A 13,063-nucleotide genomic window follows, 5' to 3' on the forward strand; every position below is an offset into this window, starting at 1 on the left:
GCCGCCATGCAGCCCTACACCTCGCCGGTGCGCGCCTCGGCCCACATCGCCGACTTCGGCATCGACACCATCACGCTGGCCGGCCCGCTGGAGGCCAAGCTCGCGGCCGCACGCGCCGGCGGCTTCAGCCAGATCATGCTGGCCGCGCGCGACATCGTCGGCCATCCGCAGGGCATGGAGGCCGCCGTCGCCGCCGTGCGCGCCAGCGGCCTGCGCGTCACCGGCTTCCAGGTGCTGCGCGACTTCGAGGGCCTGTCCGGCCATCTGCACGACTACAAGGTCGACATCGCCAAGCAGATGATCGCCATGGCCAGCGCGCTGGGCGCCCGCGTGCTGCTGGCCTGCAGCTCCACGTCGCCGCATGCCAGCGGCGAGCGCGCGACGCTGGTGCGCGACCTGCGCAAGCTGGCCCTGCTGGCCCTGCCCCACGGCATCCGCGTGGCCTACGAGGCGCTGTCCTGGGGCCGACATGTCAACGAGGTCGATGCGGCCTGGTCCATCGTCGAGGAGGCCGACTTTCCCAACCTGGGCCTCGGCGTCGACTCGTATCACATCTTCGCCACCGACACGCCGCTGGCCGTGCTGGAGGACATCGACCCCGCCAAGATCTTTCTTGTGCAGCTGGCCGATTTCATGTGGCAGCAGACGCGCACGCCCGAGGAGCGCATCGAGACCGCGCGGCACTTCCGCGTCTTCCCCGGCGAGGGCGTGCACAGCCAGGCACTGGCCACCCTCGTGCGCCGCCTCGACGCGCTGGGCTATCGCGGCGACTACAGCTTCGAGGTCTTCAACGACGACTACCAGCAGCTGCCCCTGCCCTATGTAGCCGCGCGCGCCCATGCCAGCGCGCTGTGGCTGGCCGAGGAGGTGCTGCGCCGCGGCGTGCCCCTGCCCGGCGCGCCGCGCCTGCGGGCCGCGGCCTGAACCCTTCCATTTCCACAACGACACACGTCGAATACACATCAGGAGACAGACACCATGACGACAGACAAGGACCACGAGCCTGGCGGGATTCCCCAGGTCAAGAAGGCCACGGCCAGCGGCTGGATAGGCTCGGTGCTGGAGTACTACGACTTCTTCATCTACGCCACCGCCGCCTCGCTGGTCTTCCCCCAGCTGTTCTTCCCGTCGGGCAACCCGCAGATCGCCATCGTGGCGTCGCTGGCCACCTATGGCGTGGGCTATGTCGCGCGGCCCATCGGCGCCTTCGTGCTGGGCCACTGGGGCGACACCCACGGCCGCAAGAATGTGCTGATCCTGTGCATGGTGCTGATGGGTCTGTCGACGATGGCCGTGGGCCTGCTTCCCACCTATGGCCAGGTGGGCCTGCTCGCGCCGGCCCTGCTGGTCGTGCTGCGCCTGATCCAGGGCTTCGCCGTCGCCGGCGAGATCTCCGGCGCCAGCTCCATGATCCTGGAGCACGCGCCCTTCGGCCGGCGCGGCTTCTTCGCCAGCTTCACGCTGCAGGGCGTGCAGGCCGGCCAGATCCTGGCCGCCGCCGTGTTCCTGCCGCTGGCCGCCTTCCTGCCCAAGGAGGACTTCAACAGCTGGGGCTGGCGCGTCCCCTTCCTGCTGAGCTTCCTCGTCATCGTGGCCGGCTACTACATCCGCCGCGAGGTGCAGGAGACGCCAGCCTTCGCACGCCAGGAGTCGCGCGGCGAGCGCGAGCGCCCGCCCGTGCTGCAGGCCATCGCCGAGAGCTGGCCCGACATGCTGCGCGTCATCTGCATGGCGCTGATGAACGTGATCCCGGTCGTGACGACCATCTTCGGCGCGGCCTATGCGGTGCAGCCCGGCTACGGCATCGGCTTCGACAAGTCCGTCTACCTGTGGATCCCGGTGCTGGGCAATGTGCTGGCCGTCATCGTCATCCCCTTCGTCGGCAACTGGTCGGACAAGATCGGCCGCCGGCCCCTCATCATCGGCGGCTCGCTGCTGTCGGGCCTGTTGTCCTTCGCCTACCTCTACGCGATCAGCATCCACAGCGTGCCGCTGGCCCTCGTGCTCTCGCTGCTGATGTGGGGCGTCGTCTACCAGGGCTACAACGCGATCTTCCCGAGCTTCTACCCCGAGCTCTTCCCGACCCGCAGCCGCGTGTCGGCCATGGCCATCGCGCAGAACATCGGCACGATGATCACCGCGATGCTGCCGGCGCTGTTCGCCACCGTTGCGCCGCCTGGAGCCGAGGGCATCCCCTGGATCGTCGGCGCCATCGCCTTCGGCGTCACCGCCATCGCCGCAGCGGCGGCCTTCACGGCCCGCGAGACCTTCCGCGTGCGCATCGACGACCTGGGCCGCCGCGACGCCAAGCCGGTGCCGCAGCAGGACTATGAGCGCATGCGCCGCCAGTCCGTGATGCGTTCGCAGGGCTCGCGGATGTTCACCTGATTCCCCAGCCTTAAGCAGCAGTACGCAAGGAGATTCGCTGTGATCACCGGCACGACGGAGCTTGTCGCCCACATCGGTTTTCCGACCGGGACGTTCAAGTCACCCATGATCTACAACCCCTGGTTCGAGCAGCGCGGCATCGACGCCGTCGTGGTGCCCTTCGGCGTCAAGGCCGAGCACTTCGCGGCGACCTTCCGCGGCCTGCGCCACCTGACCAATCTGCGCGGCGCCCTCATCACGATGCCGCACAAGGTCGCCGTGATGGAGCTGGTGGACGAGCTGACGCCGGCCGCGCGGGTGGCCGGCGCCTGCAACGCCGTGCTGCGCCGCGCCGACGGCAGCCTGCTGGGCGACCAGTTCGACGGCGCCGGCTTCGTGCGCGGCGTGCAGCGCAAGGGCTTCGACCCGCGTGGCCGCCGCGTGCTCGTCAGCGGCGCCGGCGGCGTGGGCTCGGCCATCGCGGCATCGCTGGCCGCCGCCGGGGCTGCCGCCATGCAACTGCACGACAGCCGCGAGGCCGCCGCGCAAAGCCTGGCCGAGCGCCTGCGCCAGCACCACCCGGCGCTGCAGGTGGCGGTGGGCGGCAACGACCCCGCGGGATTCGACCTCATCGTCAACGCGACGCCGCTGGGCATGCGCGACGGCGACCCACTGCCTTTCGACATGGCGAGAGTCTCCCCGCAGACCATGGTGGGCGAGGTCGTCATGCGCCAGGACATCACGCCGCTGCTGGCCGCCGCGCTGGCGCGCGGCTGCGCCGTGCAGCAGGGCAAGGACATGCTGTTCGAGATGATCCCGGCCTACCTGGAGTTCTTCGGCTACGGCAGCGCCACGCCCGAGGAGCTGCGCGCTGCGGCCCGCTTCGATCTCGCCGAGGAGGCGGCATGAAGCAGATCCTGATGCTGCACGGCATCAACCACGACATGTTCGGCCGGCGCGACCCGGCCCACTACGGCAGCGCCACGCTGGCCGACATCGACGCCCGGCTGCAGGCCCTGGCTGCCGAACTGGGCGTGGCGGTGCAGAGCTTCCAGAGCAACGCCGAAGGCGCGATGGTGGAGCGCATCCACCAGGCCCTGCGCGAGGGCACGGACGCCGTGCTGATCAACGCCGGCGCCTGGACGCACTACAGCTACGGCATCCGCGACGCGCTCGCGATGCTGCCCTGCCCCATCGTCGAGCTGCACATGTCCAACATCCACGCCCGCGAGGCCTTCCGCCACCATTCGGTGTTCGCCGACATCGTGCGCGGCCAGATCTGCGGCTTCGGCGTGGACAGCTATCTGCTGGCGTTGCGTGCGGCCGCCAGCGCACTGGACTGACGCCGCCGGCTCAGCCTTGCAGCGCCCACATCCAGCCGCTGATCGTCACGAAGGCCGCGACGGTGGCGCACAGCAGCATGGCCGCGCTGCGCCCTTCCAGGCCCTGCTTCATCGCCACCAGCGGATAGATGCTCAGCATCGGCATGGCCGCGAACAGCACGGCGGCCGAGCGCAGCGGCGCCGGCAGCGGCGGCAGCAGCCACAGCGCCAGCAGCACGCAGGCCGGGTGCAGCAGCAGCTTGGCCAGCGCGACGCCGGCGATATCCTGGCGCTGCCCCTGCAGCCGCACGCCCAGCAGCGAGCCGCCGATGACGAACAGGGCCACGGGCGAGGCCGCGGCGGCGAGGATGTTCACCGCCCGCGCCAGCCAGTCCGGCGGCGCCCAGCCCGCCATCGCGCTGCCGAAGCCCAGCACGATGGCGATGATCATCGGGTGGCGGGCCCAGCCCGCCGCGGCCTGCATCAGCACGCGATGCCAGGGCAGCTTCTCGGCGCCGCGGTCGGCCAGCGCCAGGCCCAGCGGGATGACGAGCAGGTTCTCGACCAGCATGCACAGGGCCAGGCCCACGCCGGCCGTCGGCCCCAGCCATTGCGCGACGATGGGGTAGCCGATCAGCCCGCTGTTGGAGGCCGCCGCGCCCAGGCCCGACAGCGCCGCCGCCGCTGGCGACTGGCCGCGCCATCGACGGGCCCAGGTACTCACGAGGGCCAGCGACGCCAGCGAGCCGCCTGCATAGGCCAGCAGGTACAAGCCCTCGGGCCCGTCTGGCCGCGGGCTCTGGGACAGCGACTTGAACAGCAGGGCCGGCAGCGCGAGCTGGATGACGAAACGCCCCAGCACGCGCAGCTCGATCTGGGTGAAGACGCCGGCCCGCACGGCGACATAGCCGGCGGCGATCAGCAGGTAGACGGGCCCGGTCAGGGCCAGGGTGGCGAGCATGGGCAGGGGCGGCGAAGCGAGGGCCCGCCAAGATAGGGAGAGGTCGGGACCTTGGCAATGCAATGATGCCGATACACACATTGAAATCCGCAATGAACGAGACACTGCCCGAGCTGCTCGACCCCAGGCTGCTGCAGCTCTTCGATGTGCTCTACGGCTGCCGCAGCGTCACGCGCAGCGCCGAGGCCATGGGCCTTTCCCAGCCCACCATCAGCATCTGGCTGCAGCGTCTGCGCCGCCAGCTCGGTGACGCGCTGTTCGTGCGCACGCCGGCAGGCATGGCGCCGACGCCGCGCGCCGACGCACTGATCGGCCCGGCCCGCGAAGTGCTGGAAGGCCTGCGCCGCCTGGCCGCCGTGCAGCCGGCCTTCGACCCGGCCACGGCCCGGCGGCGCTACCGCATCTGCATGACCGACGCCAGCCATGTGACGCTGCTGCCCGCCCTGCTCGCGCGCGTGCGCGCCGAGGCCCCGCAGGTGCGCCTGGAGGCGGCCCGCATGGACGAGGGCGTGGCCCGGGCCCTGGCCAGCGGCGAGGCCGACCTGGCCCTGGGCTACGCGCCCTGGCTGGCCTCGGGCATCTACCAGCAGACCCTCTACGCCCAGGACTGGATCTGCCTGGCGAACGCGGCCCACCCGCGCATCCGCCGCACGCTGTCACTGGCGCGCTACCGCGCGGAGGCCCACGTCACGATTGCGGCAGGCACCGGCCAGGACCTGCTGGAGGCGGCGCTGACCGCCCAGGGCGTCGAGCGCCGCGTGCTGCTGGAGCTGCCCGGCTTCCTGGGCCTGGGTGCCATCATTTCCGGCACCGACCTGATCGCCACGCTGCCGCGCCACATCGGCGAGACCCTGGCCCAGATGAGCGGCCTCGCGGTGCTGGGCTGCCCGCTCGGCATCCAGGGCTTCGACGTCAGGCAGCACTGGCATGCGCGCTATCACGAAGAACCCGGCCACCGCTGGTTGCGCGCCCTCGTGGCCGAGCTCTTCACGGCGGGGCGACGCTAGAGAAGCGCTGCCGACCTAAGCCGCACTGCGCCGCAGCCGCGCCAGCTGGCCGGCCACCATCTCCGACATCACGTCGGCCACGGCCTCGGGCAGTTGCGTCGGGTCGTCGAACAGCAGCTCCTGGGCCGCGTAGAGCGCGTCGATGGCGAGGCGGATGCACAGGCGGGCGCGCGCCGCGTCGACCGCCGGGTGGGCCGCCAGGAAGGCGCCCAGCAGCAGCTCGGTCACCTGATCGTGCGAGCGGTTGCGCACATCCTGCAGCGAGGGCACCGCGCGCAGCGCCCGCGTGACCCAGACGCCGGCCGGCATCTGCTCGGTCAGGCGCACCGTCTCGAGGAACATCTCGGCCATGCTGCGCGCGAAGCGGGCCTCGGGCAGGGCCATCGTGGCCGGCGTGGCCCAGGGCTCCAGCAGCTCGTTCTGCCTCAGCATCAGGCGCTGCCCCAGCTCGTGGAGGATGGCGTACTTGTTGGGGAAGTACTGGTAGAGCGCCGGCGGCGTGAGGCCCAGGCGCTTGCAGATCAGGTTGGTCGACAGCCTCTCGATGCCGACCTCCCCCAGCAGCGCGGCCGCCGTGGCCAGGATGCGCTCATAGGTCTCGACCGCGCGTGACTGCGTCGGCGCCTTCTTCGGCGCCACGTCGGGCCGCACCGCGGCGGGGGCAGATCTGGCGCGTGGCTTGCTGGACGAAGGGGTGGGCATCGGTCGAGTCTAGCTTCGGGATTCACCCGATCACCGCGGGTCCCGGCATAACTATAGTCATCGCTATATTCACAAGCAAGGAGACCGCCGTGACCCGTCCTCGCAGCCCGCGCCTCAGCGCGCTCGCCCTGTCCGTGCTGGCCGCGTGCGCCCAGGCCCAGACCCAGCCGGGCGATGCGCCCCAGCAGCTGGAGGCCGTGGTCGTCACGGGCCAGGGGCGCAGCCAGCAGCTGCAGTCGGTGCCGATCGCGATCCAGGTGCTGGGGGCCGAGCAGGTGCGCAAGCTGGGCGCGGCCAACCTGGCCGACCTCGATGCCCACATCCCCGGCCTGGAGGTGGATGCCAACCAGCCGACGCAGCCGCGCATGTCGCTGCGCGGCATCGGCACCTCGGACTTCGGCATCGGCACCGACTCGCCGGTGGGCATCTATGTGGACGGGGTCTACACCGGCAAGACCGGCGGTGCCCTGCTGAACTTCAACGACGTCAAGCGCATCGAGGTGCTCAAGGGCCCGCAGGGCACGCTGTTCGGCCGCAACAGCGCCGGCGGCGCCATCGCCGTCGTGACCCAGGAGCCCGAGTTCCGCCGCAGCGGCAGCGCGCTGCTGCGCCTGGGCGAGCATGGCCTGCGCCAGGCCGAGGCCATCGTCAACCAGCCGCTGGGCGAGAGCCTGGCGCTGCGCGCCAGCGTCGTCGCGCGCCGCTCCGACGGCGAGCTGCGCGACGCCGCCACCGGCCAGCGCGCCGGCGGCGACAACGCCTGGGGCGCCCGCCTCGCGCTGCGCCTGCAGCCCGACGCCGACACCCAGGCCGTGCTGAGCTACGAGCACGAGAAGCTGAACCAGCGCGCCCGCCCGGCCGTCGGCCTCGTCAAGGCCGTCGCCGCCGGCACGGCCCCGGCCTTCCCGGCCGACCCGGCCAGCTATCTGGACCCGCTGCACGCGCCGCTGCTGAACGACGTGGCCGGCGACCGCGAGCGGCGCGACTTCGACGGCGTGACGCTGCACATCGAGCACAGCCTGCCCTGGGCCGAGTTCAGCTCGACGACGGCCTACCGCCACTTCAGCAGCCTGAACCGCCAGGACAACGACGGCAGCAACAACCCGGCCGTCTACCTGTCCACCACCAATATCGAGGGCAACCGCAGCTGGCAGCAGGAGTTCCGCCTGACCGGCAGGCAGGGCGCGGCCGAATGGCTGGCCGGCGTCAGCTTCTTCGACGAGCACGCCACCCAGACGGCCCTGGTCGATGCGACCACCACCAGCCTCGACACGCTGAGCGGCAACCTGCTCGGCCAGCCGTTGTTCAGCACGGTCAACCAGCTGGCTGCGGCGGTCGGCCTGAGCGGCGTCGACCTGCTGGGCCAGCCCTGGGAAGAGCGTATGAGCAACGTCGCCCGGAACCGCGCCCAGGCCGTCTACGGCGACGTGATCTGGCACCTCAGCCCGTCCACCCGGCTCACCACCGGCCTGCGCATCACGCGCGACGACAAGCGCTTCAGCTGGTTCAACCCGCTGCGCGAGGCCGCCGGCCTCGACGCCCGGCTGCAGGCCCTGGACGCGGCCGACCTCTTCCCGACGCTGGTCGCCGCCGGCGCCCTCGACGCCGGCCAGGCCGCCCAGCTGCAGGCCGCCCTGCACCAGAACGCGCTGATCGCTACCGACGGCGCCTCGACCGCACCGCTGCAGCTGCACAAGAGCTGGACCGACACCAGCCCGCGCCTGGTGCTGGACCACCGCTACGACCGTGACCTGATGGTCTATGCCTCGCTGACCCGCGGCTACCAGGCAGGCGGCTTCAACACCCTGCAGGTGGCCTCCAGCTACCAGCCCGAGCATGTGACCAATCTCGAACTCGGCCTCAAGGGCCAGTGGCCGGCCCAGGGCCTGAGCTGGGGCGCCGCGCTGTTCCAGTACCGCTTCGACAACCTGCAGACCCTGCAGCTCGTGCCGGCCGCCACGCCCGGCAGCATCCCGGCCTACCAGGTCACGATCAGCGACCAGCGCGCCACCGGCCTGGACCTCGAGACGCGCTGGCAGCTCAGCCCGGCGCTGCGCCTGAGCGGCGTGCTGGAGCTGCTGAACCAGACCTACCGCCATGGCCGCGCCAGCAGCGGCGAGGATCTCGCCGGCCTGCCGGTCGGCACACCGAAGGCCCGCGCCAGCGTGGGCGTGGACTGGGGCTTCGCGGCCTTAGGCGGCCGCGTCGGCACCAGCCTGCAAGCGGCCTACCAGAGCGCCCAGCGCTGCAACCCCGAGTCCGTCGTGCAGGGCGAATGCCTGACGACGGCCAGCTTCCGGGTCGGCGGCCCGCGCACCCGCCTGGACGGCCGCCTCGGCTGGGACAGCGCCGACCGCGCCTGGGGCCTGGCCCTGCTGGTGGCCAATATGCAGAACCGCCGCTATGTGCACAAGCTCTGGTACGAGGCCGCCCCGCTGGGCAGCGGCTACGCCACGCTGAGCAACGGCCGCAGCGCCGCGCTCGAACTGCGGGTCAGCTACTGATGCGCCTCACCGTTCTCACGCTGCTCGCCCCGCTCGCGCTCACGCTGCTGTGCGGCTGCGGCGCCAGGAGCGCGCCGCCGGCCGCCCTCACGGCCGCCGAGGTCGAGGCCCTACGCCCGGCCGACACCCGCCTGGCCGCCGCCTACGAACGCTCCTGCCTGCTCTGCCACGGCCGCCCCGGCAGCGGCGCACCCGCCACCGGCGACACGGCCGCCTGGGCACCGCGCCTGGCCAAGGGACTGGACGGCCTGCTCGCCAGCGCCCGCGACGGCCTGGGCGGCATGCCCGCCATGGGCCTGTGCGCCGACTGCAGCGAGGCCGAACTGCGCCAACTCATCCTCTTCATGAGCGCCGCCCCTGCGGCCAACAAGCCATGACCCAACGTCGAGACTGGCTCAAGGGCGCCGCGGCCCTCGGCCTGGCCACCCAGCTGCCCGCCCACGCCCAGCCCGGCCAAGCCGCATCGGCACCCGCGCCGGCACGCGCCTGGCAGAACTGGTCGGGCAGCGCGCGCTGCCAGCCCAGCCAGTGGCTGCTGCCGGCCGACGAGGCCGAGCTGGCCCGGCTGCTGCCCAGGAGCACGGGGCCGCTGCGCTGCGTCGGCGCCGGCCATTCCTTCACGGCCCTGGTGCCCACGCCGGGCAGCCTGGTGGCGCTGGACCGGCTCAGCGGCCTGGTGGCCGTCGACAAGGCGCGCGGCCTGGTGCGGGTGCGGGCCGGCACGCGGCTGGGCCAGCTCGCGCGACTGCTCGACGCCGAGGGCTTGGCCCTGCACAACCAGCCCGACATCGACGTGCAGAGCCTGGCCGGCGCACTGGCCACCGGCACCCACGGCACCGGCGCCGAGCTGCCCGCCCTGCATGCCCATGTGCGGGGCCTGCGCCTGGTCACGCCGGCCGGCGAGGTGCTGGAGATCACGGCCGAGCGCGACGCCGACCTGCTCGCCGCCGCCCAGGTCTCGCTCGGCGCGCTGGGCGTCGTCAGCGAGTTCACGCTGGCCGTGCGGCCGCGCTACATGCTGCGCCGCCGCGTCTGGGTCGCGCCCACCGAGGAGCTGCTCGCGCAGGCCCCCGAGCTGGCGCGCAGCCACCGCCACTTCGAGATGTTCGTGCTGCCCTTCACCGGCTATGGCGCGGCCATCACGCATGCCGAGGTGGCGCCGGGCGCCGCCGAGCCGCTGCACACGGACGACGAGGACCTGCTGGCCGACCTGCGCAAGCTGCGCGACTGGCTGGGCCGTTGGCCCGAGCTGCGCCGCTGGACGGCCGCCCAGTTGGTCCGCCGCGCCCACCCGGAGGCCGCGCAGGACTGGTCGTGGCGGCTGCTCAGCACCGTGCGCCCGACCCGCTTCAACGAGAGCGAATACCACCTGCCGCGCGAGCAGGGCGTGGCCTGCCTGCGCGAGATCGTGCAGACGCTGGAGCGCCGCAACGAGGTCTTCTTCCCGATCGAGTTCCGCTACGTCAAGGGCGACGGTGCCTGGCTCAGCCCCTTCCACGGCCGCGACAGCTGCTCGGTGGCCTGCCACGCCGCCCAGGGCGAGGCGCACGACTACCTGATCGGCGAGCTCGGCCCGGTATTCCGCCACCATGGCGGCCGCCCCCACTGGGGCAAGCTGCACGACCTGGCCGCGCCGCAGCTGGCCGCGCTGTACCCGCGCTTCGCCGACTTCCAGGCGCTGCGCCGCCGACTCGACCCGCAGGACCGCCTGCTCAACGTCCATCTCGCGCAGTTGTTCGGAGCCGCCCATGGCTAGCCGCCGTCGCATCCTGCTCGGCGCCGCCGTCGCCACGCCGCTGGCCGCCTGGCTGGCCCGCCCGGCCGTGCAGGGTGGCCCGCACCCAGCCTATTTCCAGCGCCTGAGCCAGGCCCTGCGCGAGGCCGGCGTCGCCCAGGCCCGCATGGTCATCGACCTGCCGCGGCTGCGCGCCAACCTCGCCGCCATCGGCCAGCACACCGCGCGCACCGGCATGCCGCTGCGCGGCGTGCTGAAGAGCCTGCCCAGCCTGCCGCTGATGGACGAGCTGGCGCGGGCCTGGGCCAGCCCGCGCGTGATGGCCTTCAACGCGGCCCAGCTGCAGCAGCTGCTGGGCGCGCGGCCCCAGGCCCAGGCGCTGCTCGGCAAGCCCCTGCCGGTGGCCGCCGCGGCCCAGGTGCTGGCGGCGCTGCCGGCCGACGTGGGCAGCGGCATCGAATGGCTGGTCGACACGCCCGAGCGCCTGGCCCAGTACCGCCAGCTCGCCGAGCACCGCCACCAGGACCTGCGCCTGAACCTCGAGATCGACGTGGGCCTGCACCGCGGCGGCTTCGAGGACGCCGACGCGATCGGCCAGGCGCTGGCCGCGCTGCGCGCCGCGCCGGCGCTGCACTGGTCGGGCTTCATGGGCTACGACGCCCATGTGGCCGCCCTGCCCGATCTGCCGGGCATGCGCGCCCATGCCTGGGATGACCTGCAGCGCCGCTGGCAGGCGGCCTGGGCCGCCGCCGGGGCCGCGCTCGGCCCGCAGCGGCGCGAGGGCCTGACGCTGAACACCGCCGGCTCGCCCACCTTCCGCCTGCACGACGGCCGGGGCGTCGCCAACGAGGTCTCGGTGGGCTCGGCCGCGCTGCTGCCGCTGGACTTCGACAAGCCACTGCTGGCCGACCTGCAGCCCGCCGCCTTCATCGCCACGCCGGTGCTGAAGAGCTGGCCGCGCTTCCGGTTGCCCGAGGGCGCGACGTGGCTGTCCGCTGCCGCTTCGGCCTGGGACCGCAACCAGGCGCGCGCCGTCGCCATCCACGGCGGCCATTGGCTGGCCGAGCCGGTCTCGCCGCCGGGCCTGCGGCCGAGCGGCCTTTACGGCCACTCCAGCAACCAGCAGGTGATGGTGGCCTCGGAGCGCGTCGAACTGAGGCCCGACGACCATGTCTTCTTCCGGCCGCTGCAGAGCGAGGCCGTGCTGCTGCAGTTCGGCGACCTGCTGCTGTTCGACGGCGAACGCATCAGCGGCAGCTGGCCGGTGCTGCCGGCCTCGGCATGAGGCCGCAGCCCATCCGCGCCGGCACCGTCTTCACGGCGGTGGCCGTGGGCTCGTTCGCGCTGCTGGTGCTGGGCCTGCAGCCCCTGCTGCTGGGCGAGCTGATCGAGGCCAGGCGGGTCAGCCTCGAGGGCGCCGGCCTGGTGGCGATGGCCGAGATCGTCGCGCTCGGCCTGGGCGTGCTGCTGGGCGACCTGCTGCAGCCGCTCTCGCGCCTGCGCGGCGTGACGGCCCTCGCGGCACTCTTGGCCGCAGCGCTGGACCTGGCGACGCTGCGGGCCGATGGCGACCTGGGCTTCTGCCTCGTGCGCGCCGGCGCCGGCACGGCCGAGGGCCTGATGGTGTGGGCCGCCACCGCCGTCATCGTGCGCTCGGGCCAGCCCGATCGTATGGCGGGCGTCTTCTTCGTCGTGCAGACCCTGGCCCAGGCGTCGGTGGGCCTGCTGCTGGCCCAGCTCGTGGTGCCGGCCCGGGGCTGGTCGGGCGCGTTCACGCTGATCGCCGCGCTGATGCTGCTGCCGGCCCTGCTGGCCTGGGTGCTGCCGAAGGCGCTGGCGCCGCTGCCGCCGGCATCGGCCAGCGGTTTCGCCTGGTCGTGGCGCACGGCGCTGCCGCTGGTCGTGGCCTTCCTGCAGCTGGCGGCGCTGGGCTCGTTCTGGGCCTATGTCGAACCGCTGGGCAAGAGCGCCGGCTTCACGGCGCCGGCGGTGCAGACGCTGATCTCGGCCGGCCTGCTGATGCAGGTGCTGGGCGGCAGCACCGGCTCGATGCTGGCGCGCCGGCTGCCGGGCCGCGCCACGCTGATCGCGGGTTCGGCGGTGCTGCTGGCCACGGCGCTGGCGGTGCGCCAGACGGCCGGCGGCGCCACGCTCGCGTTCGCGGCACTCTGCGCGGCCTTCACCTTCACCTGGCTGTTCATCGCGCCCTTCCAGATGGGGGCGGCCTTCGGTGTCGATGCCAGCGGCCGCGTCGGCTCGCTGATCCCGGCCGCGCAACTGTTCGGCATCGCCTGCGGGCCGCTGGCGGCCTCCTTCGTCGTCGACGGCGAGCAGGCCGCGTCGGTGCCCCTGGTCAGCGCGGCCTTCGCCGCGGCCGCCGTGCTGGCGCTGGCCCTGCCCACGCGTCGTCGGGCCACGGCACTTGCCCAGCCATAACAGCGCCATCCGCTGACATGCCTTCGCCC

At 72.7% G+C, this 13,063-nt stretch carries 12 protein-coding genes; 10 read left to right on the plus strand and 2 right to left on the minus strand.

Features of this window, described 5'->3' with window-relative positions; translation table 11 throughout:
* Positions 1-6 precede the first annotated feature (6 nt).
* The 4 genes from EV671_RS13910 to aroQ are packed head-to-tail and all read left to right on the plus strand — an operon-like array spanning position 7 to position 3,710.
* Positions 7-924, plus strand: a complete 918-nt coding sequence (locus EV671_RS13910) for a sugar phosphate isomerase/epimerase family protein (RefSeq protein ID WP_132572494.1) — start codon at positions 7-9, stop codon at positions 922-924.
* A gap of 54 nt (positions 925-978) precedes the next feature.
* Entirely contained in the window at positions 979-2,388 is a 1,410-nt protein-coding gene (locus EV671_RS13915) for an MFS transporter (protein WP_132572497.1), read from the plus strand.
* Between the two features lie 39 nt (positions 2,389-2,427).
* Positions 2,428-3,276, plus strand: coding sequence for a shikimate dehydrogenase family protein (locus EV671_RS13920; RefSeq protein WP_132572500.1), 849 nt, complete (start codon positions 2,428-2,430; stop codon positions 3,274-3,276).
* Entirely contained in the window at positions 3,273-3,710 is a 438-nt protein-coding gene (gene aroQ, locus EV671_RS13925) for a type II 3-dehydroquinate dehydratase (RefSeq protein ID WP_132572503.1), read from the plus strand. Before EV671_RS13920 ends, aroQ begins: the two co-directional genes overlap by 4 nt.
* Positions 3,711-3,720: 10 nt before the next feature.
* Here aroQ and EV671_RS13930 read toward each other — a convergent pair whose 3' ends face one another.
* On the minus strand, positions 3,721-4,650 hold the full coding sequence (locus EV671_RS13930) for an AEC family transporter (protein WP_132572506.1): 930 nt from the start codon (positions 4,648-4,650) through the stop codon (positions 3,721-3,723).
* A 92-nt stretch (positions 4,651-4,742) separates the two neighbouring features.
* Here EV671_RS13930 and EV671_RS13935 point away from each other — a divergent pair, with 92 nt between their 5' ends.
* Entirely contained in the window at positions 4,743-5,657 is a 915-nt protein-coding gene (locus EV671_RS13935) for a LysR family transcriptional regulator (protein WP_132572509.1), read from the plus strand.
* Positions 5,658-5,672: 15 nt separating this feature from the next.
* Here EV671_RS13935 and EV671_RS13940 read toward each other — a convergent pair whose 3' ends face one another.
* Complete coding sequence (locus EV671_RS13940; protein WP_132572512.1) at positions 5,673-6,359, minus strand: TetR/AcrR family transcriptional regulator; 687 nt, start codon at positions 6,357-6,359, stop codon at positions 5,673-5,675.
* Between the two features lie 89 nt (positions 6,360-6,448).
* Here EV671_RS13940 and EV671_RS13945 point away from each other — a divergent pair, with 89 nt between their 5' ends.
* From EV671_RS13945 to EV671_RS13965, 5 genes are read left to right on the plus strand one after another with little or no spacing between them, the layout of a single operon-like run.
* Positions 6,449-8,863, plus strand: coding sequence for a TonB-dependent receptor (locus tag EV671_RS13945; protein WP_165917567.1), 2,415 nt, complete (start codon positions 6,449-6,451; stop codon positions 8,861-8,863).
* Positions 8,863-9,240: a c-type cytochrome gene (locus EV671_RS13950; RefSeq protein ID WP_132572518.1), complete on the plus strand. Its 378-nt coding sequence runs from the start codon at positions 8,863-8,865 to the stop codon at positions 9,238-9,240. The genes EV671_RS13945 and EV671_RS13950 overlap by 1 nt, the downstream gene beginning before the upstream one ends.
* Positions 9,237-10,619: a D-arabinono-1,4-lactone oxidase gene (locus EV671_RS13955; protein ID WP_132572521.1), complete on the plus strand. Its 1,383-nt coding sequence runs from the start codon at positions 9,237-9,239 to the stop codon at positions 10,617-10,619. Before EV671_RS13950 ends, EV671_RS13955 begins: the two co-directional genes overlap by 4 nt.
* A complete protein-coding gene (locus tag EV671_RS13960) occupies positions 10,612-11,883 on the plus strand; it encodes an alanine racemase (RefSeq protein WP_132572524.1) in 1,272 nt (423 codons plus the stop codon). Before EV671_RS13955 ends, EV671_RS13960 begins: the two co-directional genes overlap by 8 nt.
* On the plus strand, positions 11,880-13,034 hold the full coding sequence (locus EV671_RS13965) for an MFS transporter (protein ID WP_132572527.1): 1,155 nt from the start codon (positions 11,880-11,882) through the stop codon (positions 13,032-13,034). The genes EV671_RS13960 and EV671_RS13965 overlap by 4 nt, the downstream gene beginning before the upstream one ends.
* Positions 13,035-13,063: the final 29 nt, after the last annotated feature.

This window comes from Roseateles saccharophilus, assembly GCF_004342485.1.
Classification (GTDB): Bacteria; Pseudomonadota; Gammaproteobacteria; order Burkholderiales; family Burkholderiaceae_C; genus Pelomonas; species Pelomonas saccharophila.